The following is a 19,762-nucleotide window of genomic DNA, read 5'->3' as shown; positions in this document are numbered from 1 at the left end:
GGTCAGACGGCGCCGAACTTCAGGCGCAGCGACCGGGCGGTGGGGCGGAGCGTGGAGCGGGCAGCGACATCCGGCCCGCAGGCGCGGCTACCGAGACCGTGCTGGGCGGCGTCCAGCCACAGGTAGGTCGCCGAGGGCTCCGGTAACTCGTACGAGTGCGCGGCGGCGTCGACCTGCTGGGGTGTGTGCCGCCGGAGCGTGAATCCGGGCAGCCGCCCGGCCGCGTCCCGGGTCGCGTCGATCCGGAGCCAGGCGCGGTCGTCGGCGGTCGCCAGTTCGAGGCTGCGCACGTCGCTGCGGTGGCCGCTCTCCTGCGGGCGGCCGTAGTCGACGGTGAGGTCGTCGACGGTCGAGGAGTACCGGCCGACGAGCGCGGCGTGCCGGCTGTCCGGGTAGGACTCCCGGGGGCCGGTGCCGAACCAGGACACGCTGTGCACGTCGGTCGGCAGGTCGAACCGGACGCCGAGCCGCGGCCACGACGTGTCCCACCCGGCGGTCGGAACGAGGTCGAGGTCCAGCCACAGGTCCCCGTCCGCGAGGCTCCACGACTCGTGCACGGTGACCGCCCGCCGGGAGTTCGCCGCGCCGTACCGGGTGCGGGTGTGAACTGCCTGCTCGGTCGCGCGGATCGACTCGAGCCGCCCGACCAGGCGGTGCAGCCCCTCGTGCCGCCAGGTCGAGACCGCGCTGGGATACCGGCTCTGCAGGTAGAGGTCCTTGCGATGCCGGTCGCGCATCACGTCCACATCGCGGTCGCGGGGAGGGATCCACTGACCGCGGTCGTTGTCGGTCGGGGCCCGCCAGAGTTCGAGGCGGGGACCCACCACCGGCCGACCGGCGAGCGCGGACAGCCGTCCGTGGGTGAACGTCGCCGGGCCGAGGTCGGTCCGGGGCGGCACCGGGATCTCGCGGCCCACGGTCGACACCCGCGCGACCGTGCGCCGGGGTGGCGTCAGGTCGAGCTGCGCGGCGCTGATCCGGTGCCCGGCGGGGGCCCACGCGGTCTCCCGCGCCAGCACGGCCTCGACGGTGAGCCAGGTCTCGCCGGACGCGGCGACGTCGAGGTCGGGCAGCGAGAACACCGCGCTGGCTCCGGCCCGGGGCGCGCCCCCGGCCAGCGCGATGACCCCGCCGTGCGCGGCCACCCCGTCGTGCGTCACCGCGTAGCGCAGTTCGACGTCGGACGCGTCGGTGGAGTGCCTCCGGTTCTCCACCCGGACGTCGACGCCGCCCGCCTCACCGCGCACCACCCGCAGCCGGATCGGGGCGACAACCTGCGCCCACTCGTACAGACCCGGTGACGGCGTCCCGTCGCTCAGCAGCATGCCGTCCAGCAAGAAGTTGCCGTCGTGCACGACCTCGCCGAAGTCGCCGCCGTAGGCGAAGTACTCGACGCCGTCGGGCGTCCGTGTGCGCAGACCGTGGTCGCGCCACTCCCAGACGAACCCGCCGTGCAGCCGCGGGTACTCGTCGACCAGCGCTTCGTAGTCGTCGATCGCTCCCGGCCCGTTGCCCATCGCGTGCACGTATTCGCAGAGGAGGAACGGCTTCGCGCGCTGCCGGGCCGCCTCGGCCGGCGTGCAGCCGAGCAGCGTGACCGATGCGTCCCCGGCCCCGATCGCTCTGACCTCGTCGACCCACGCGTACATCCGCGAGTAGACGTCGGTGTAGACGCCCGTGTAGTCACCCTCGTAGTGGACGGGACGCGTGGCGTCACGCCCGTGCACCCACGCGGCCATCGCCGCGAGATTCCTCCCGGTGCCCGCCTCGTTCCCGAGCGACCACAGGACGATCGACGGGTGGTTCTTGTCGCGCTCGACGGCGCGCACCATGCGGTCGACGTACGCGTCGTGCCAGGCGGGGTCGTCGCTCGGGTTCTCGGCCCAGGCGTCCCGTTCGAACCCGTGGGTCTCCAGGTCGTTCTCCAGCACCACCCAGAAGCCCAGCTCGTCGCAGAGATCGAGCAGCCGGGGGTGCGGCGGGTAGTGCGCGGTGCGGATCGCGTTGACGTTGAAGCGCTTCATCAGCGCGAGGTCCCGGCGCGCGAAATCCTCGTCGAACACCCGCCCGCGATCCGGGTGGATCTCCGGCCGGTTGATGCCGTGGAACACGACGCGGCGGCCGTTGACCGTGAACGCGTCGCCGTCGATGTGGACGGTCCGGAAGCCCAGGCGCAGCGTGACGCGCTCGCTCGTGCTCGACACCGTCGCGTCGTACAGCTGCGGATCCTCCGCCGACCAGGGCCGGACCTCGGCCAGCTCGATCGCGCCGACGTCCTCCGGACGGTTCCAGGTCGTGTGCACCCCGAGCTCGGGCACCGACAGCGTGACCGGGAACGCGGCGAGGCCGGCCGAGATCTCGGGGACGATCGAGGCAGGGCCCGCGGCCCCGGCCGTGCCGTGGAACGGCGTCTGCAGCCAGACGTCGTCGATCCCGCCCGCCGGGCGGCCCAGCAGCGTGACGCTGCGGAAGATTCCGGGCAGCCACCACTGGTCCTGGTCCTCGAGGTAGCTGGACGCCGACCACTGGTGCACCCGCACCGCGACGACGTTCTCGCCGGGGACGAGGAGCCCGGTGACGTCGAACTCCTGCACCAGCCGGCTGCCCACGCCGACGCCGACCTCGGTGCCGTTCACCCAGACGACGTACCGCGACTCGACGCCGTCGAAGCGCAGCAGGGTCCGCTCAGTGTCGGCGAACGAATCGGGCAGGTCGAACCGCCGCCGGTAGTCCCCGGTCGGGTTCTCGTCGGGCACGAACGGCGGCTCGGTCGGGAACGGGAACTGCACGTTCGTGTAGATCGGCGCACCACGGCGGCCATCGGCGGGAAGGACCCAGTGCGACGGGACGCCGATCGCGCCCCACGCCGCGTCGTCGTAGCCGACCGCGGCGAAACCGTCGATCGCCTCGTCCTCCGGCAGCACACCGCGCCCGGCCGGCGTCGACGGCGCCGCCGGGAGCAGCCGGAACGACCAGTCCCCGTCCAGCGACAGCGCCGGGGCGTCGCTGTGCAGCCAGGAGCGAGCGGGGCTGCGGCGGCCACGCCCCGGACCGCGGTCGGTGAGGTAGTCGGAAGACATGGGGGCGACGCTAGCACGAACTTCGAGTAGCTACTCGAAGTTCGGGTGACCTACATTGGTGCGGTGGTCAGTGCCGGGCGCCCACGCGGGCCGTACGCGGGAGCAGCCGAACGCCGGGCCGCGATCGTCGACGCCGCTTTCACGGTGTTCGCCGCGCACGGGTACGCGGGCGGTTCGCTGCAGAAGGTCGCTGACCTGGTCGGCATGAGCCAGACGAGCCTCCTGCACTACTTCCCGAAGAAGAGCGACCTGCTGCTGGCCGTGCTCCGAAAGCGCGACGAGATGGGCGAGGTCGTGCTACCCCCCGGCGGGGCGTTCATCGACGCGGTGCTTCGCCAGGTCCGCGCGAACGAGACGATCCAGGGCGTCATCGAGCTGTACACGGTGCTGGCCGGTGAGGCGGTCACCCGCGGCAACCCGGGCCGCGAGTACATGAGCCGACGCCTCGCGGGCATCCGGGACGAGTACACGCGCAAGTTCCGGGACCTGGCGGACGCGGGCCGGCTCCGGCCAGGGATGACGCCGGAGGTCGCGGCCGCATCGCTGGTGGCGCTCTGGGACGGTCTGCAGCTCCAGTGGCTGCTCGACCCTGACGCGGTCGATATCGCGTCCCACCTGCAGAGCTTCTTCGACGTGATCGTGCTACCCGCGGAGAGCCCGGCGCCCTCCACTTGACCTGCACCTAGGTTGAGGTTTTAGCCTCCGCCCGTGGATCTCGTAACGGCAACAGACCAGGTCACCGAGGGGATGAAGGCGGCTTTCCGCCGGTACCCCACGGGTGTAGCGGTCATCAGCACGGCCGGGCCGGACGGTCCCGTCGGGCTGACCGCCTCCAGTGTGGCGTCGGTCTCGCTCGCTCCGCCTGCCCTGTCGTTCTCGGTCATGGGGACGTCGGCCGCGGGCGCGATCCTCGAGGCGCCGAGCTTCGTCGTCCACCTGCTCGGCTCCACGCACGCCGGCCTGGCGCACGAGTTCGCGCACACCGACGGGCGCCGCTTCACGCCCGACCAGGGATGGGACACGCTGCCGTCGGGCGAGCCGATCCTGCCGGGTGCGCTGGCCGCACTCCGCGCGGCTCCGCTGCACCGCCTCCCGGTCGGCGACTCCACGGTGGTGGTCGCGGCCGTGCTCGAGGTGTTCCACGGCCCGGACGACGGGCGGCTGATCTACCACCGCAGGGAGTTCGTCACGTCACCGGCGTAAAATCGTGCCTATGCCAACCCGTACTGACCTCGTCGAAGACCTGATGGGTCGCTTTCCGCACGTGCCGAAGGAAGCGGTCATCAAGGAGGATCTGCTGCGAGGCGGGCTGGCCTTCGACGACTCGGCCCTGACCGACAACGAGGACGGCGACGTCAAGCCGAAGTCGTACTTCATCTTCTCGTTCGACCACCGGACCCTGCCTGAGCTGGGCAGTGCGGCGCTACGCCGCCCGCCGGAGGAGATCGTGCTCACCGGCGGTCCGTACGAGCTGCGCCGCACGGTCGTGTCGGTGCGGGTGAACCCCGGCTCGCCGTATCGCGTCAAAACCGATGATGACGGTCGGATGCGCCTGTACCTGGACGATCGACCGATCGCGGACGTCGGCCTGCCGCCGATGCCCGACTACTACCGGCACACGCTCCCCAACGGGAAGTCCGTGATGGAGGTCGCGCCCACGATCCAGTGGGGCTACCTCATCTACCTGACGGCGTACCGGCTCTGTCAGTACTTCGGCGCCACCGAGGAGTGCCAGTACTGCGACATCAACCACAACTACCGCCAGCACAAGGCGGCCGGGCGTCCGTACACGGCCGTCAAGCCGACCGACGAGATCCTCGAAGCGCTGGCGATCATCGACAAGTACGACACCGCACGCACGTCGAAGGCGTACACGCTGACCGGCGGCAGCATCACGCGGAAGGTCGACGGGCTGGCCGAGGCCGACTTCTACGGCCGCTACGCCCAGGCGATCGAGGAGCGCTTCCCGGGCCGGTGGATCGGCAAGGTCGTGGCCCAGGCGTTGCCGCGCGCCGACGTGCAGCGCTTCAAGGACTACGGCATCCAGATCTACCACCCCAACTATGAGGTGTGGGACAAGAAGCTCTTCGAGCTTCACTGCCCCGGCAAAGAACGATATGTCGGACGCGAAGAGTGGCACCGCCGCATCCTCGACTCCGCTGAGGTGTTCGGGCCGCGCAACGTCATTCCGAACTTCGTCGCGGGCATCGAGATGGCCGCGCCGCACGGCTTCACCAGCGTTGACGAGGCGATCGACTCCACCGCCGAGGGCCTGCAGTACTTCATGTCGCGCGGTATCACTCCGCGGTTCACCACCTGGTGCCCGGAGCCGACGACACCGCTCGGGAAGTCCAACCCGCAGGGTGCGCCGCTGGAGTACCACGTGCGGCTGCTGCAGACCTACCGGGCGGTCATGGAGGCCAACGGCCTGACCAGCCCGCCCGGCTACGGCCCGCCCGGGCCGGGGAACGCGGTGTTCTCGGTCAGCTCGTTCATGGACAGCCTGCCCGCTGAGCCGGAGAAGGCTACTTCCGCCGGATGAGCCCCGGCCGCCGTCACCGCGGTCGGCCCGGGTCGGAGGGCTGCGGAGTACTGGTCGGTCGATCGGCGGTTCGCTGCGGAGCCGCGGCCGGCGCGTTCCAGCTCTCCAGAAGGCGCAGGCGCTCCGCGGTCGGCGTCCCCGGCGTCGCGGAGTAGACGACGAGCGTCTGGTCGTCGGAGGTCGGGGAGCGCAGGCTCTCCCAGGACAGGTCCAGGTCGCCGACGGCCGGGTGGTGGAGCGCGACCGTGCCGAACGTCTTCTCGCGGACGTTCTGCGAGGCCCATCGGGTGCGGAACGCGTCGCTCTTGACCGACAGCTCGCCGACCAGCGCGGCGAGGTCCGGGTCGTCGGGCAGGCGACCGGCCTGCAGGCGGAGGAACCCGACGACGTCGGCGGCCTTGCTCTCCCAGTCGACGTATAGCGTCTGCCAGCTCTCGTCGAGGTAGACCAGCCGCGCCATGTACCGCTGCTGGGCCGGGAGCGCGCCGAAGTCGGTGAACAGCGCCGCCGCGAGCGGGCTCCACGCGAGTACCTCGGTGCGCGGCCCGACGATGTACGCGGGATGGCCGTCGACGGTGTCCAGGAGGAGCCGTAACCCCGGCCGCACCGTCGCCCGCGGAACGCGCCGCCGTCGCGCGGGCGGTTCGGGGCGAGCCAGGTTGGCCAAATGGGCGCGCTCGGCGTCGTCCAAACGAAGTGCACGGGCGATCGCGTCGAGCACGACGTCGGACACCGCGCCTGCGCGGCCCTGCTCGAGCTCGACGTAGTAGTCGACGCTGACGCCGGCCAGCAACGCGAGCTCTTCCCGGCGCAAGCCGGGAACGCGGCGGTTGCCGATGCCCTCGGAGAGCCCGACGTCCTGCGGACGCAAGCGCGCTCGACGGGAACGCAGGTAGGCACCGAACTCGGTACGACGATCCATGCCGGAATCGTCCCTCCGGCGGCGGCCCGAGTGCCAGGGGTTCGCAGCCCCAGGGTGGACGCCAACTGCCTGCCGCGGCCACAACCGCTGAGCATCAACGCCATGACCAACACGACGCTCGCCGCCCGGCCACTCGGCCGGAGCGGCATTCCGATCACACCGGTGGGCTTCGGCGCCTGGGCGATCGCCGGCCAGGGCTGGGGCTTCGGCTGGGGTCCACAGGACGACGCCGACTCGGTCGCCGCCGTTCACGCTGCCGTCGAGGCCGGGGTGAGCTGGATCGACACGGCCCCGATCTACGGCGCGGGCCACTCCGAGGAAGTCGTCGGCCGCGCGCTGCGTGCTCTTCCCGCCGCGGACCGGCCGCTGGTGTTCACGAAGTGCGGGCTGGTGTCCGACGATCCGTTCGGGCCGGTCCGCAAGACCATGCACCCGGACGTCGTCCGGCGGGACCTGGAGGCGTCGCTCCGGCGGCTCGGCGTGGACGCCATCGACCTCTACCAGGTTCACTGGCCGGGCGACGGCGAGCTGCTCGGCGGCGTCGGAGACCTCGGCGGGTCACGGCTCGCCACCCCGGTCGAGGACTACTGGCAGCTGATGGCCGACCTCCGTGCCGAGGGGAAGATCCGCGCGATCGGACTGTCCAACCACGACGTCGCGCTGCTGGACCGTGCGGAAGCCATCGCGCACGTCGACGCGATTCAGCCGCCGTTCTCGGCGATCCACCGCGGCGCGGCACCGGAGATCGCCTGGGCCGCCGCGCACGACACCGGCGTGATCGCGTACTCGCCGATGGCCTCCGGCTTGCTGAGCGGCGCGTTCGACGTCGGACGCGTCGCGTCGCTCCCCGCCGACGACTGGCGGCGCGCGCATCCGGACTTCACCGACCGGTTGGCGGCGAACCTCCTGGTCGCGGACGCGCTCCGCACCGTCGCCGCGCGTCACGACGTGCCGGTGGCCACGGTGGCCGTCGCCTGGGTGTTGGCCTGGCCAGGCGTCACCGGCGCGATCGTCGGCGCCCGCCGAGCGGACCAGGTAGCCGGTTGGACACCCGCGGCCGACCTGCGTCTGACCGCTGACGACCTCGACACGATCACCGCCGCCCTGGCCGGCTCCGGCGCCGGCGAAGGCCCCCTCCGTCCCGCAGCCTGACCATCCGCACCGAGGAGAAACCATGTACCACATCGCTGTCGCGTTCGACGTTCCCACCGAGCACCACGACAAGTTCATCACCGCCGCGTTGCAGGACGGCCGCGACTCGGCGGCCAACGAGCCGGGCACGCTCCGGTTCGAGCTGATCAAGGACCCAGAGCGGCCGGAGCGCTTCTACCTCAACGAGGCCTATGCGGACGAAGCCGCGTTCGACGCCCACTGCGCGGGCCCGTACTTCGCGGCGTTCTTCGCCGTGATCGAGCCGATCGCCGAGGGCCCGACCTGGCTGGTTCGCGGGACCACCATCGAAGACTGATCGGTCTCATTACGGTGGGTCTCGATCGCTCTTCTCGATCGGCGCGCCGAGCGCGGCCGGGAAGGCGTCGAGATCCACCGTCGCCGGCGAGCCGAGGCCCTGTCCGCGGCGAACCTCGCCGTTGAGGAGAGAACCGTGACAGACCTACCGCGCAGTTCGATGGCCGAGCTCGGGCTGTTCACCGGGGCGCCCCAGCACGAGAACTTCTGCCGGATGAAGGACCTGGTCCCCACCAGCGAGATGGCTCCCTCGTCGAAGCCGTATTCCTGGCCGCAGGGCGATCCGATCCGCCTGCCGGCCACGTTCCCGTTCGGGCGGCAAACACGCTCGACCGCCGATTTCCTCGCCGACACCGACACCGCCGCGCTGCTGGTACTCGTCGACGGCGCCGTGCGGTACGAGAGCTACTGGTTGACCGGTGGACCGGACGTCCAGTGGCTGTCGATGTCCGTGGCGAAGAGCTTCGTCTCGGCGCTGGCCGGCATCGCGGTCGCCGAGGGGCACATCACCGACATCAACGAGCCGATCAGCGACTACGTGCCGGTCCAACCGGGCTCGGCCTACGACCAGGTGTCGATTCGCGACGTGCTGCGGATGTCGTCGGGCGCGCGCTGGAACGAGGACTACAACGACCCGAAGTCCGACATCTTCCGCCTGACCGCCGCGATGGCCGGTATCGGCACTCTCGACGAGTTCGTCGCGTCGATGGTGCGGGAGAACCCTCCGGGGACGGTCTGCCGTTACAACTCCGGCGAGACCCAGGTGCTGGGCGCGCTGGTCGCCCGGGCGACCGGCCGCTCGCTCACCGACTACATGCGCGAGAAGCTGGTCGAGCCGCTCGGAATGGAGTCGGCCGGATACTGGCTGCTGGACGCCGTCGGTACCGAAGTGGCGTTCGGGGGGCTCAACCTCACCGCGCGCGACTACGCCAAGGTCGGAGAGCTCTACCGCAGCGGAGGCCGATGGCAGGGCGAGCAGATCGTCCCGGCCGCCTGGGTGGACGCCTCGATCACGGTCGCGGCTCCTCACCTGGAGGCCGGTCAGCCGCTGGTCGGTGGTGAGCACGTGGACCTCGGGTACGGCTATCAGTGGTGGCTGCCCGCCGGTGATCGCGGCGAGTTCAGCGCGATCGGCGTCTACAACCAGTTCGTCTACGTCGACCGGGTGAGCAGTACGACGATCGTGAAGCTCTCGGCCAACCGCAGGTACGGCACCTCGACGGAGGAGGCCGACAACCGGGAACTGGAGACCGTCGCGTTTCTTCGGGCGGTGGCCCGGCGGGAGTGATCATCCCGCTGCCGGTGGGCGGGGGCGCAGGCCGTTGAGGGCCGTCGTGATGACGCGGTCGATGTAGTCGGCGGTCAGCGGTCCGCTGCGTTGGAGCCATCGGTTGAGGACGGGTCCCCAGATCATCTCGACCGCGACGTCGAGGTCGAGGTCGTCGGCGAGTTGCCCGGCCTGCTGGGCACTGCGCAGCCGTTGCCGCTTGGCGTCCTTCAACGGCCCGTCGAGCCGTTCCGCGTAGGCAGCTGCCAGTTCGGGGTCATGGGCGATCTCGGTGGCCAGCGCGCGCATCGGCTGGTCGTACCGGGGGTCGTTCAACTCTTCGATCGTGGCGAGCAACACTGCTGTGAGGTCCGCTTCCAGGTCGCCGGTGTCGGGCAGGACCGGCGGCCCGCCCTCGGCGCTCTCGCTGAGCAGCAGAAACGCATCGAAGACCACGGCGCCCTTCGACGGCCACCACCGGTAGATGGTCTGCTTGCCGACGCCGGCGCGCGCGGCGATGCCCTCGATGCTGAGCTTGGCGTAGCCGACCTCTTGTAGCAGGTCGAATGCGGCGGTGAGGGTGGCTCGCCGCGAGGCTTCGTTCCGCCGGGCTGCGTTCGGCGAGGCTCGTCGCGTCGTCATGAAACGACCTTAGCAGGGGACGAGACGGACCGTACCGTCTTGACAGCGGTTTCCGCGTGGTTTACTTTCCTCGGCATAGGACGAGACGAACCGTCTCGTCGCGTGAGATCGGAGATTCCATGCGCACCCCTTCACGCACCTGGTTCATCACGGGCGCCAGCCGCGGTCTCGGTCGTGCGTTCGCCGTGGCCGCGCTCGACCGCGGTGACCGGGTCGTCGCGGCGGCCCGGACGATCACCCGCGACGACTTCGACCCGCGTCATGGCGACCGCTTGCTCACGCTGCCGCTCGACGTCACCGACCGGGAAGCGGTCTTCGCCGCGGTGGCCACCGCGGTCGAGCGGTTCGGTTCGCTCGACGTCGTCGTCAACAACGCCGGGACGATGTCCATGGGCATGGTCGAGGAGTTCACCGAGGCCGAGGCGCGGGCCCAGCTCGAGGTCAACTTGTTCGGGGCGCTCTGGGTCAGCCAAGCCGTGATGCCGCACCTGCGTGCGCGGCGTTCCGGCCACATCGTGCAGATCTCCAGCATCGCCGCGCTCGGAGGTTTCCCGAGCACCGGGATGTACAGCGCGAGCAAGTTCGCGCTGGAAGGTCTGAGCGAGGCGCTCGCCATGGAGGCTGCGACCTTCGGGATCAAGGTCAGCATCGTGCAGCCCGGTGGGTACTGGACCGACTTGTACACGAGCATGGCATCGACCACGCCGATGGAGGCGTACGCGCCGCTTCGCGCAGAATTGGAGAAGCAGTGGGCGGAAGGCTCGGTCGACAGCGAACCCCGGCTGGCCGCCGAGGCGCTGCTCGAACTGGTCGACAGCGACGACCCGCCGCTGCGGTTGCTGCTCGGCAGCATGGTGTACGACCTGGCGTTCGACATCTCGCGTCGGCGCATGGAGACGTGGGCCGGGTGGGAGAAGGTGAGCCGGGCCGCTGAGCACGCGGTTTCGGCTGCCGGGGACGCCTGATGGCGTCGGGTCCGTCCCACGGCTGGGCACGGCCCTGGCAACGGCAACCTCGTCCTCGCATACCCCTGATCCGGAGCGCAAGGTGCGCACTCCGCGTCCGCCGAAGGTTGCGGGTGAATGGTCCGTTGTGCACGTCGAGTCGATGAACGCTTTCCCCGCGATACCGGGGAAAAGCGACCTGCACGGCTGCGGCGATGAGCGCGAGAACGATGGCGAGGATCGTCGCGATCGGGACGACGAGCAGCATTCGGCGGAGGCCGAGGCGGGGTTGCGCCGACTCGGTCGGCCGGGCCGACGCGGACGCCGGGATCGGCGGCCGCGCCGGAAGCCGCCGCGTGATCGGTCCGCTAAGTCCCGGCCCGCCGAGGCCCGGTGCACTCAGGCCCTGCGGCCCCCGCCGGCCCCCGGTACCCCCGGTGACACACCAGTGATCGGCCCGGGAGGGTCCCTGGTGCGGTCGGACCCTCAGCCGGAACAGAGTCAGACATCGCGTTCGTGAGAAAGGACGGACATGACTCTGGCCCCGGTCATCGAGCCCACCGATCACCTCGACTACTCCGATTATTTTCAGGTCGCGCCGCTGTTCGAGCGTCTGGCGGCACCGGACGCGGACACCGCGGAGCGGTCGATGCTCCGCGAGCGGCTGATCGTGGTGCATCTGCCGTTGGCCGAGCACATCGCCCGTCGTTACGTCCGCCGTGGTGAGCTGACCGACGATCTGGTCCAGGTGGCCCGGATCGGGCTGGTGACCTCGGTGGATCGGTTCGACCCGAGCCGGGGCACGGTGTTCCTGGCCTTCGCGGTGCCGACGATCGCCGGGGAGATCCGGCGTCACTTCCGGGATCACGGCTGGTATGTCCGGCCGCCCCGGCGGATGCAGGACATGTATCTGCGGCTCGACGCGGCGGCGGCGGAGCTGAGTCACCGGGACAACCGGGCGCCGACGGCCGGGACGCTCGCGCAGCACCTCGGCGTCCCGGTGGAGGCGGTCCGCGAGGGCCTGCAACTGACGAACTCCTACGCGCCGGTGGCGCTGGACGCGCCGATCACCGACGGGCCTTCGCTGGCCGAGTCGCTGGGTGAGGTCGACGAGGCGCTCGGGATGGTGGAGAACCGGGAGGTGTTACGGCAGCTGATCGCGGGGCTGCCCGCCCGGGAGCGGCGGATCCTGGGGCTGCGGTTCTTCGACGAGTGGACGCAGAGCCAGATCGCCCGGGACGTCGGCGTCTCGCAGATGCAGGTCTCCCGGCTGCTGTCGGCGACGCTGACCCGGCTCCGCGAGCGGCTGCAGGCCGAGGCGTGACGGGCCGGGCGCTGGCCGTGCTCCGGGCCGGGCACACGCCGGGGGAGGTGACCGTGACCGCGTCCGCGGCCGGATGCACCCCGGTCGCGGTAACGACCCCGGTCAACGCACCGCCCCGGTGAGGCGGTGTGCCTCGTCGAGCAGGAGCCGCCCCAGTTGCGGGCGGCGCTGCGGGGCGAAGCGGTGTTCCACGCCGGTCAGCGTGAGCGCGCCGACCGGACGGTCGTGCGCGTCGAACACGGCCGCGGCCATGCCCCAGCTGCCCTCGACGATGAGTCCGGGGTTGACCGCGTACCCGTCACGCCGGGTAGTGGCGATGCGGGCGCGCACCTCCTTCGGCGCGTGCGACGAGCCGTACGCCGCGGCGAGGTCGGCGTCGGTGAGGTAACGCTCGACGTCGCGGTCGGGAAGGTACGACAGGATCACCAACCCGGCGGACGCGACCCCGAGCGGGAAGCGGATCCCCTCGTAGAGGACGTGGGAGCGGATCGGGAAGCTGCCGTCCTCGCGGAGCAGGCAGACGGTCTCGTCGCCGCGCCGGATCGAGAAGAACGCGCTCTCGCCGGTGGCCACGGCCAAGCGGCGGACCGCGGGCTGGGCGAGCGCGGTGACGTCGTAGCGGGCGGCGGCGACGGTTCCGAGCAGGTACAACTCCGGTCCGAGGTGCCACCGGCCGGCGTCGTCGCGGTCGGCGAGGCCTTCGCCCTGGAGCGCGGTGAGGAGCCGGTGTGCGGTGGGACGGGCGACGCCGGTGGCGCGGGCACACTCCGCGGTGGTGGCGCCGTCGGGCTCGCGGGTGGAGACCGCGCGCAGGAGTGCGGTGGCGCGACCCAGTACGTCCGGCGGTGCGTTCACTCAGTGAACGCTAGACCGGTTCGCGCCCGCAGGGAACGAGCACTTCGCGTCCGCTCAGTTGACGTCGCCCGGACACGAGGTTGGATCGCGTCATGCACAAAGTCGTGAACTCCGCGGCCGACGCGATCGCGGACGTCCCGGACGGGGCAACGCTGGCCGTCGGCGGGTTTGGTCTCTGCGGGATCCCCGCCGTGCTGATCGGCGCGCTGTTGGAGGCCGGGACCCGCGACCTGGAGGTCGTCTCGAACAACGCCGGTGTGGACGACTGGGGGCTGGGCGTGCTGCTCGGCGCTCACCGGCTGCGGCGGATCATCGCGTCGTACGTGGGGGAGAACAAGGAGTTCGCCCGCCAGTACCTCGCCGGTGAACTGGAGGTGGAGCTGACGCCGCAGGGCACGCTCGCGGAGCGGATGCGCGCAGGCGGCTCGGGGATTCCGGCGTTCTTCACCGTGACCGGCGCCGGCACGCAGGTCGCCGAGGGTGGCTTGCCGTGGCGGTACTCCGCGGACGGTGCGGTGGCGGTCGCGTCGCCGCCGAAGGAGATCCGGGTGTTCGGCGGCCGGGAGCACGTGCTGGAGGAGGCGATCGTCGCCGACTTCGGGCTGGTGCGCGCCTGGAAGGGCGACCGGCACGGCAACCTGGTGTTCCGGCGGGCGGCGCGGAACTTCAACCCGCTGGCCGCGATGTGCGCCCGGATCACGATCGCCGAGGTCGAAGAGCTGGTCGAGCCGGGCGAGCTGGACCCGGACGACGTCCACACGCCCGGCGTCTACGTGCACCGGGTGGTGGCGCTGACGCCGGAGCAGGCAGCGGACAAGCGGATCGAGAAGCGGACGGTGCGAGCGTAATGGGCTGGTCACGGCAGGAGATGGCCGCCAGGGCGGCCGTGGAGCTGACTGACGGGTCGTACGTGAACCTCGGCATCGGCCTGCCGACGCTGGTCCCGAACTACGTTCCGGACGACGTCGAACTGGTGCTGCACAGCGAGAACGGCGTCCTCGGGGTCGGCGCGTACCCGGAGGAGAACGACGTCGACCCGGACCTGATCAACGCGGGCAAGGAGACCGTCACCGTGCGGCGCGGGGCGTCGTACTTCGACTCCGCGACGTCGTTCGGCATGATCCGCGGCGGGAAGATCGACGTCGCGATCCTCGGCGCGATGCAGGTGTCGGCGGCCGGTGACCTGGCGAACTGGATGATCCCCGGCAAGATGGTCAAGGGCATGGGCGGCGCGATGGACCTCGTCCACGGCGCCCGGCGGGTGATCGTGCTGATGGAGCACGTGGCTCGCGACGGCTCGTACAAGATCGTGGACGAGTGCTCGCTGCCGTACACCGGTCGCGGCGTCGTCCACCGGATCATCACCGACCTCGCGGTCCTGGACGTCACCCCGGACGGGTTGCGGCTGGTCGAGACCGCGCCCGGCGTCACCGAGGACGAGGTCCGCGCCAAGACCGAGCCCTCACTGGCCTGAGCGCTTCCAACTCGACGCCGAAGCACGCGAATCCGGTCTCTCAGCACCTGTTACAGCCCCAGAACGCGTCATCCGGCGGGCCGCCGCGCGGCGGCCCGCCGAGGCCACCCGTGCCGCTGGTGAGCGGGGTCAGGGGAACACGCGCAGGACCATTTCGACCAGCGCGTCGACGTCCTCGTCGTCCATCGGCCGGCCGGTCATTCCCATCCGGTGGAGCAGGGTCCCGGTGACGACGTCGATGAGGAACAGCACCCGGCGCTCCGGCTCGTCCAGAGTCTCCTGGAGCACCAGCCGGTAGGGGTCCTGCAGCCGGGTGGACAGGATCTCGCGCAGCGCGGGGTCGCTCACGCCGTCGCTGAACACACCCGCGAACGCCGCGCCCACGCCGGGCTGCGCGATCTTGGCCGCGCTCCAGCGGATCGCCGTCGCGACGATCTCCGCCCGGCTGGTGCCCTCGACGGGTACCGGGCCGAACGCGTCGAGAAGACAGTCCACGATCAGCGCGCCCTTCGACGGCCAGCGCCGGTAGAGCGTCGTCTTGGCCACCTGCGCCGCGACCGCGATCCGGTCCATCGTCGCGCCCGCGTAACCGAGTTCGTGCACGGTCCGCAGCGTCGCGGCGAAAACGGTCGCGTGCAGGTCCGAGCGAGGACGCCCGGCGCTGACGGAGGGAGTGGATGCCTGCACGCCGATAGGCTATCTTTCCTATTACGCTACCGTGAGTAGCGTAATAGGAGGAGGTCCGATGAGCAGCAGCAAAGCCTCGTTGCGCGCCCGCATCGTCCTCCGGGACCGGGCCGACGGGACCGAGGCGCGCCTGGCCCGGCGGGAGATCCTCGCGTTCCTGCGCAGCCGGTTACCCGGGGCGGACGAGCGATGACGACCCTGCCACCGCTGTTGCGCCCCCATGCCCGGGGCCTCGCGGGCGTCGTCGCCCTGCAGGTCGTCGGCGCGGTCGCGGGCCTGGCGCCGCTGCTGGCGGTCGTCGAACTGGGCCGGCTGCTGCTGGCGCCCGGCCCGGTCGACCACGGCGACGCCCGAGCCGCGGTGCTGGCGGGAGCGGTCGGCTTGTTCGTGCGGCTGCTGTTCACGGGAGCCTCGTCCGGGCTCGGCCATCTGCTCGACGGCCGGGTGCAACTGACCCTGCGCCGGGCTCTGGCGCAGCGGCTGGGACGCGTGCCGATCGGCTGGTTCTCCCGGCGCCGGACCGGTGAGCTGGCGAAGGTGGTCGGGGAGGACGTGAGCGCCGTCCATCCGTTCATCGCCCACACCCCCGGCGAACTCGTCTCCGCGTTCGTGGTGCCGCTGGTCGCGCTCGCCTACCTGGTCAGCGTCGACTGGCTGCTCACGGTCGTGACGCTGATCCCGGTGCTCCTGGCGGTGGCGCTGGTCCCGCTGATGATGACGCCGGCCCGGCTGCGCGAACAGCAGGAGTTCGACGGCGCGATGGGGCGGATCGCCAGTTCCGCCGTCGAGTTCGTGCAGGGCATCGCGGTGGTCAAAGCGTTCGGCGGCTCGGGCCGCGCACACCGCAGGTTCGTCACCGCCGTGGACGACTTCGTCGGCGTCTTCAACCGCTGGGTGCGCGGCATCTCCGGGATCGCCGCGGGCATGCAGCTGGCGCTGTCACCGCCGTTCGTGCTGCTCGTCGTGCTGATCGGTGGCACGGCACTGATCGCGGGCGGTCGCCTGGCCCCCGCCGACCTGCTGCCGTTCCTGCTGCTCGGACCGGGGCTGACCGCGCCGGTCGCGGCGCTCGGCCACGGCTTCGACGACCTGCAGGCCGCCCGCCGGGCGGTCGGCCGCATCCGGGACGTGCTCGACGTGGAGCCGCTCCCGGAACCGGCGCGACCGGTCGCACCGCGCGGGCACCGGGTGGAGCTGCGGAACGTCCGGTTCGGCTACGAGCCCGGTCGGGAGGTGCTGCGCGGGATCAGCCTGGTGCTGGAGCCCGGGACGGTCACCGCGCTGGTCGGGCCGTCGGGGAGCGGGAAGTCGACGCTGGTCCAGCTGCTGCCCCGGTTCTTCGACCCGACCGACGGCGAGCTCGTCCTGGGCGGCGTCGATCTGCGGGAGATCGGCAGCGCGCAGCTCTACCGGAGCGTCTCGTTCGTCTTTCAGGACGTTCGTCTGCTGCGCGCGTCGGTCGCGGACAACATCGCGCTGGCCGCACCGCACGCTGACCGCGACGACGTCGTCCGCGCCGCCCGGCTGGCGAACATCCACGAGCGCATCCTCGAGTTGCCGCGTGGCTACGAGACCGTGATCGGCGCGGAGGCCGGACTCTCCGGCGGCGAGGCCCAGCGGCTCGCGATCGCCCGCGCGCTGCTCGCCGACACGCCCGTCCTCGTGCTCGACGAGGCGACCGCCTTCGCCGATCCGCAGACCGAACACGCGGTCCGGAAAGTCCTGGCGACGCTCACCGGTGACCGGACGGTGCTGGTCATCGCCCACCGCCTGGAGACGATCGCCGACGCCGACGTCGTCGTGATGCTGGAGGACGGGGTGATCGTCGAGCGCGGCAACCCCGTCGAACTGATGGCCCGAGACGGGAAGTTCGCCGCGTTCCGGCGCTCCCAGGAGAGCGAGCACCGATGATCCGATTGCTGCTGCGCGTGCTCGGACACGACTACGCCCGGCCGGTCCGCCGCACGATCGGGCTGATGACCGCGGCCTCGGTGGCCGAGGGGCTGGCGTACGCGCTGCTGATCCCCGTGCTGCGAGCCCTGCTCGACGACCGTCCCGCGGACGCCCGGCCGTGGCTGGCCGGGCTCGGCGCCGCCGTCGCGGTCTACGCGGTGCTGCGGTATCGCAGCGACCTCGCCGGTTTCCGCGTCGGGACCACGATGCTGCGCGGCATGTACCGCCGGCTCGGCGATCAGCTGGCCCGGCTGCCGCTCGGCTGGTACGGCGCCGGTCGCGTCGGGGACGTCTCGATCCTGGCCGGCCGCGGCGTCCTGCAGGCCATGAGCGTGATCGCCCATCTGCTGGCGCCGTTCGTCTCCGCGTGCGTGACGCCGCTGACGATCGTCGTCATCCTGCTCGTCTTTCACTGGCAGCTGGGGGTGGCCGCGCTGCTCGCGGCACCGGTCGTCGCGGCCATCCAGGCCCGGGTCGGCCGCGCGACCGCGGCGGCCGACGCGGAGAGCGCGGCGCGCGACCGGAAGGCCGCCCAGCGGGTCGTCGAGTACCTGCAGGCCCAGCCGGTGCTGCGGGCCGGTGGCCGGACCGCGGAACGGTTCGCACTGCTCGATGACGCGTTGCGCGACGTTCAGCTCGCGTCACGCCGTTCCACCGTGCTGACGCTGCCCGGCGCGGTGGGCCTGGCGCTCGTCGTGCAGACGATGTTCACCGCCGTGCTGGCGCTGGGTGCCGCACTCGCGCTCGGCGGAACCATCGGCGCGGCCGACGTCCTCATCGCGCTCGTGCTCGCCGCCCGCTGCGCGGATCCGCTGCTGTCGCTCACCGAGCTCGGCGGGCGGCTCCGCGGCGCCCGTACCGAGCTGACCAGGCTCGACACGATCCTGAGCACCCCGCCGCTGCCCGAAGCGTCCGACCCGATCCGGCCCGACCGGCACGACCTGGAGTTCGTCTCGGTCAGCTTCCGGCACGGCAGCCGGACGGTCGTCGACGACCTGTCGCTGGCCGTACCGGAGGGACAGCGGCTCGCGATCGTCGGGCCCTCGGGCGCGGGCAAGAGCACGATCCTGCAGTTGCTCGCCCGGTTCTACGACGTGGACGCGGGCTCGGTGCGCGTCGGCGGGGTGGACGTCCGTGCGATCAGCACCGAGGAGCTGATGGCGCGGATCGCGATCGTCTTCCAGGACGTCTACCTGTTCGACGGCACGATCGAGGAGAACGTCCGGCTGGGCCGTCCCGACGCCGATGACGCGGCGTTGCGGGCGGCAGCGGCTGCGGCGCGGCTGGACGAGGTGGTCGACAGGCTGCCCGACGGCTGGGCGACGAACGTCGGCGAGGGCGGTGCGCTGCTCTCCGGCGGGGAGCGTCAGCGGGTCTCGATCGCCCGTGCGCTGTTGAAGGACGCGCCGATCGTGCTGCTGGACGAGGTGACGTCCGCGCTGGATCCGGTGAACGAGGCCGCGGTCGGTGAGGGCATCGAGCGCCTGATGGCGGGCCGGACCGTGGTGATCGTGGCCCACCGGATGCGGACCGTCCGCCGCGCGGACCGGATCGTCTTCGCCGACGGTGGCCGGATCGTCGAGAGCGGCAGCCACGAGGAACTGTTGCACCACGGCGGCCGGTACGCCGACTTCTGGACGCTGTCCCTGACGGCACCCGCGGCCTAGCGGTGGGCTAGCTCCGTCCAGGCTGCCTGAGCGCGCGGTGCCCAAGCGCCGTGGCGCTCGCGGAACACCGCCGCGGCCCGGTGCCCGCTCCACCGCGGCGGCAGCAGTTCGCGTGGCAGCCCCGGGTCCAGCAGCGGGAAGCGGCGCCACTCCTGGACGAGGCGGATCTGGGCGAGGAGCGCCTGACGGTCGGTGCGTGGTCGGCGGCGGCCGACGAGGTCGAGGAACGACTCGTAGCGGCGTTCGATGTCGTCGAGGTCCCAGGCGGTGCGGGTGAGCGAGCGCTCGTCGCCGATCTGTCCGGCGGTCGCGATGAACGACCAGCTGTTGGCGGCGAGGCCGAGCCCGTCGAGGACGCCCTGGACCTCGGCTTCGCGGTCGGTCCACGGCGTCAGCCAGGTGACGCTGTTGAGCGCCCCGAGGCCTGCCCACCCGAGTCGAGTGCGGAGCTTGTGACGCAGCGCGCGCTGGTTCTCCGGAGCGTTGACGCTGGTGACGAGCCAGTGCCCGGTCCAGGGGCGCTGGTGCGCGGCGAAGCCGAAGATGCGTTCGGTGCCCTCCTGGAGGAGCCGGATACCGGCGTCGGTGAGAGCCCACTGGGTTTCCCGGCCGACGCGGGAACCTTCGATCCAGCCGCTGTCGGCGGTGCGCATGATGGCCTGCCGGATCGCTTTTTCGGCGATGTCCAGTTCGCTCATCAGATCGAGCAGCGCGGCGGTCCAGACCGGTCGCCGGCCGGGGAGCACGAACTCACCGAGGATCGTCAGGAGCAGGCTGGGCGCGCTGGCCGCCCCGAGTTGCTGTCGCCGGGTGACGACCGGTCCTTCCGCAGTGGTCACGCCGACATCCTGACATTCGATGCGTCGCTGCCACCGGGAAAAGAACTACATCACGCCGCAGCCTTGCAAATCATGTGTAGCAAGTTCCACGATGGTCGG

General features: G+C 71.3%; 19 protein-coding genes. 13 read left to right on the top strand and 6 right to left on the bottom strand.

Features of this window, described 5'->3' with window-relative positions:
* Positions 1-2: 2 nt before the first annotated feature.
* Positions 3-3,080 carry a glycoside hydrolase family 2 TIM barrel-domain containing protein gene (locus BUB75_RS31270; protein ID WP_073261931.1) on the bottom strand — a complete coding sequence of 1,026 codons (3,078 nt, stop codon included), beginning with the start codon at positions 3,078-3,080 and terminating at the stop codon, positions 3-5.
* A gap of 63 nt (positions 3,081-3,143) precedes the next feature.
* On the opposite strand from BUB75_RS31270, the gene BUB75_RS31265 reads away from it, so the two are divergent.
* Genes BUB75_RS31265 through BUB75_RS31255 form a run of 3 tightly spaced genes read left to right on the top strand, consistent with a single transcriptional unit; the run spans position 3,144 to position 5,622 of the window.
* Complete coding sequence (locus BUB75_RS31265; protein ID WP_073262075.1) at positions 3,144-3,755, top strand: TetR/AcrR family transcriptional regulator; 612 nt, start codon at positions 3,144-3,146, stop codon at positions 3,753-3,755.
* Between the two features lie 33 nt (positions 3,756-3,788).
* The gene (locus BUB75_RS31260) at positions 3,789-4,283 is read left to right on the top strand and encodes a flavin reductase family protein (RefSeq protein ID WP_218617869.1); all 495 of its coding nucleotides are present in this window, start codon (positions 3,789-3,791) and stop codon (positions 4,281-4,283) included.
* A 10-nt stretch (positions 4,284-4,293) separates the two neighbouring features.
* The gene (locus BUB75_RS31255) at positions 4,294-5,622 is read left to right on the top strand and encodes a radical SAM protein (RefSeq protein ID WP_073261928.1); all 1,329 of its coding nucleotides are present in this window, start codon (positions 4,294-4,296) and stop codon (positions 5,620-5,622) included.
* Positions 5,623-5,635: 13 nt separating this feature from the next.
* Here the strand turns inward: BUB75_RS31255 and BUB75_RS31250 are convergent, their stop codons facing one another.
* Positions 5,636-6,544, bottom strand: a complete 909-nt coding sequence (locus tag BUB75_RS31250; RefSeq protein WP_073261926.1) for a helix-turn-helix transcriptional regulator — start codon at positions 6,542-6,544, stop codon at positions 5,636-5,638.
* 102 nt (positions 6,545-6,646) lie between these two features.
* On the opposite strand from BUB75_RS31250, the gene BUB75_RS31245 reads away from it, so the two are divergent.
* The 3 genes from BUB75_RS31245 (at position 6,647) to BUB75_RS31235 (ending at position 9,299) form a co-directional block, all read left to right on the top strand.
* Positions 6,647-7,696, top strand: coding sequence for an aldo/keto reductase (locus BUB75_RS31245; protein WP_073262073.1), 1,050 nt, complete (start codon positions 6,647-6,649; stop codon positions 7,694-7,696).
* Positions 7,697-7,718: 22 nt separating this feature from the next.
* Positions 7,719-8,012 (top strand): putative quinol monooxygenase, encoded by a 294-nt coding sequence (locus tag BUB75_RS31240; protein WP_073261924.1) that lies wholly within the window; start codon positions 7,719-7,721, stop codon positions 8,010-8,012.
* Between the two features lie 135 nt (positions 8,013-8,147).
* Positions 8,148-9,299, top strand: coding sequence for a serine hydrolase domain-containing protein (locus BUB75_RS31235; protein WP_073261922.1), 1,152 nt, complete (start codon positions 8,148-8,150; stop codon positions 9,297-9,299).
* On the opposite strand, the gene BUB75_RS31230 is transcribed toward BUB75_RS31235, so the two are convergent.
* The gene (locus tag BUB75_RS31230; protein ID WP_073261920.1) at positions 9,300-9,920 is read right to left on the bottom strand and encodes a TetR/AcrR family transcriptional regulator; all 621 of its coding nucleotides are present in this window, start codon (positions 9,918-9,920) and stop codon (positions 9,300-9,302) included.
* 119 nt (positions 9,921-10,039) lie between these two features.
* Here BUB75_RS31230 and BUB75_RS31225 point away from each other — a divergent pair, with 119 nt between their 5' ends.
* Together BUB75_RS31225 and BUB75_RS31220 are read left to right on the top strand one after the other, a co-directional pair.
* A complete protein-coding gene (locus BUB75_RS31225; RefSeq protein WP_073261918.1) occupies positions 10,040-10,885 on the top strand; it encodes an SDR family oxidoreductase in 846 nt (281 codons plus the stop codon).
* 511 nt (positions 10,886-11,396) lie between these two features.
* Complete coding sequence (locus BUB75_RS31220) at positions 11,397-12,188, top strand: SigB/SigF/SigG family RNA polymerase sigma factor (protein ID WP_073261916.1); 792 nt, start codon at positions 11,397-11,399, stop codon at positions 12,186-12,188.
* A 102-nt stretch (positions 12,189-12,290) separates the two neighbouring features.
* Here BUB75_RS31220 and BUB75_RS31215 read toward each other — a convergent pair whose 3' ends face one another.
* Positions 12,291-13,043 carry an IclR family transcriptional regulator gene (locus BUB75_RS31215; protein ID WP_073261914.1) on the bottom strand — a complete coding sequence of 251 codons (753 nt, stop codon included), beginning with the start codon at positions 13,041-13,043 and terminating at the stop codon, positions 12,291-12,293.
* Positions 13,044-13,135: 92 nt separating this feature from the next.
* Here BUB75_RS31215 and BUB75_RS31210 point away from each other — a divergent pair, with 92 nt between their 5' ends.
* Positions 13,136-13,891: a CoA transferase subunit A gene (locus BUB75_RS31210; protein ID WP_073261912.1), complete on the top strand. Its 756-nt coding sequence runs from the start codon at positions 13,136-13,138 to the stop codon at positions 13,889-13,891.
* Positions 13,891-14,517, top strand: coding sequence for a CoA transferase subunit B (locus tag BUB75_RS31205; RefSeq protein ID WP_073261910.1), 627 nt, complete (start codon positions 13,891-13,893; stop codon positions 14,515-14,517). The genes BUB75_RS31210 and BUB75_RS31205 overlap by 1 nt, the downstream gene beginning before the upstream one ends.
* A gap of 129 nt (positions 14,518-14,646) precedes the next feature.
* Here BUB75_RS31205 and BUB75_RS31200 read toward each other — a convergent pair whose 3' ends face one another.
* A complete protein-coding gene (locus BUB75_RS31200; RefSeq protein ID WP_073261908.1) occupies positions 14,647-15,204 on the bottom strand; it encodes a TetR/AcrR family transcriptional regulator in 558 nt (185 codons plus the stop codon).
* Between the two features lie 58 nt (positions 15,205-15,262).
* Between BUB75_RS31200 and BUB75_RS48250 the strand changes: the two genes are divergently transcribed.
* From BUB75_RS48250 to BUB75_RS31190, 3 genes are read left to right on the top strand one after another with little or no spacing between them, the layout of a single operon-like run.
* On the top strand, positions 15,263-15,397 hold the full coding sequence (locus tag BUB75_RS48250; protein ID WP_281248400.1) for a hypothetical protein: 135 nt from the start codon (positions 15,263-15,265) through the stop codon (positions 15,395-15,397).
* Complete coding sequence (locus tag BUB75_RS31195) at positions 15,394-17,115, top strand: ABC transporter ATP-binding protein (RefSeq protein ID WP_073261906.1); 1,722 nt, start codon at positions 15,394-15,396, stop codon at positions 17,113-17,115. Before BUB75_RS48250 ends, BUB75_RS31195 begins: the two co-directional genes overlap by 4 nt.
* On the top strand, positions 17,112-18,824 hold the full coding sequence (locus BUB75_RS31190) for an ABC transporter ATP-binding protein (RefSeq protein ID WP_073261904.1): 1,713 nt from the start codon (positions 17,112-17,114) through the stop codon (positions 18,822-18,824). The genes BUB75_RS31195 and BUB75_RS31190 overlap by 4 nt, the downstream gene beginning before the upstream one ends.
* Here BUB75_RS31190 and BUB75_RS31185 read toward each other — a convergent pair.
* A complete protein-coding gene (locus BUB75_RS31185) occupies positions 18,821-19,663 on the bottom strand; it encodes a PaaX family transcriptional regulator (protein ID WP_084741924.1) in 843 nt (280 codons plus the stop codon). The two genes, BUB75_RS31190 and BUB75_RS31185, sit on opposite strands and share 4 nt — an antisense overlap.
* Positions 19,664-19,762: the final 99 nt, after the last annotated feature.

Source organism: Cryptosporangium aurantiacum, from assembly GCF_900143005.1.
In the GTDB taxonomy this organism is placed as follows: Bacteria; Actinomycetota; Actinomycetes; order Mycobacteriales; family Cryptosporangiaceae; genus Cryptosporangium; species Cryptosporangium aurantiacum.
This window is presented reverse-complemented; position numbering and strand designations above follow the sequence as displayed.

What these genes read in the sequence shown, in the direction of transcription:
- BUB75_RS48250 (WP_281248400.1), top strand. Translation starts at nt 15,263, where the DNA reads ATGAGCAGCAGCAAAGCCTCGTTGCGCGCCCGCATCGTCCTCCGGGAC.
- BUB75_RS31245 (WP_073262073.1), top strand. Translation starts at nt 6,647, where the DNA reads ATGACCAACACGACGCTCGCCGCCCGGCCACTCGGCCGGAGCGGCATT.
- BUB75_RS31190 (WP_073261904.1), top strand. Translation starts at nt 17,112, where the DNA reads ATGATCCGATTGCTGCTGCGCGTGCTCGGACACGACTACGCCCGGCCG.
- BUB75_RS31220 (WP_073261916.1), top strand. Translation starts at nt 11,397, where the DNA reads ATGACTCTGGCCCCGGTCATCGAGCCCACCGATCACCTCGACTACTCC.
- BUB75_RS31205 (WP_073261910.1), top strand. Translation starts at nt 13,891, where the DNA reads ATGGGCTGGTCACGGCAGGAGATGGCCGCCAGGGCGGCCGTGGAGCTG.
- BUB75_RS31250 (WP_073261926.1), bottom strand. Translation starts at nt 6,544, where the DNA reads ATGGATCGTCGTACCGAGTTCGGTGCCTACCTGCGTTCCCGTCGAGCG.
- BUB75_RS31195 (WP_073261906.1), top strand. Translation starts at nt 15,394, where the DNA reads ATGACGACCCTGCCACCGCTGTTGCGCCCCCATGCCCGGGGCCTCGCG.
- BUB75_RS31240 (WP_073261924.1), top strand. Translation starts at nt 7,719, where the DNA reads ATGTACCACATCGCTGTCGCGTTCGACGTTCCCACCGAGCACCACGAC.
- BUB75_RS31255 (WP_073261928.1), top strand. Translation starts at nt 4,294, where the DNA reads ATGCCAACCCGTACTGACCTCGTCGAAGACCTGATGGGTCGCTTTCCG.
- BUB75_RS31210 (WP_073261912.1), top strand. Translation starts at nt 13,136, where the DNA reads ATGCACAAAGTCGTGAACTCCGCGGCCGACGCGATCGCGGACGTCCCG.
- BUB75_RS31225 (WP_073261918.1), top strand. Translation starts at nt 10,040, where the DNA reads ATGCGCACCCCTTCACGCACCTGGTTCATCACGGGCGCCAGCCGCGGT.
- BUB75_RS31270 (WP_073261931.1), bottom strand. Translation starts at nt 3,080, where the DNA reads ATGTCTTCCGACTACCTCACCGACCGCGGTCCGGGGCGTGGCCGCCGC.
- BUB75_RS31230 (WP_073261920.1), bottom strand. Translation starts at nt 9,920, where the DNA reads ATGACGACGCGACGAGCCTCGCCGAACGCAGCCCGGCGGAACGAAGCC.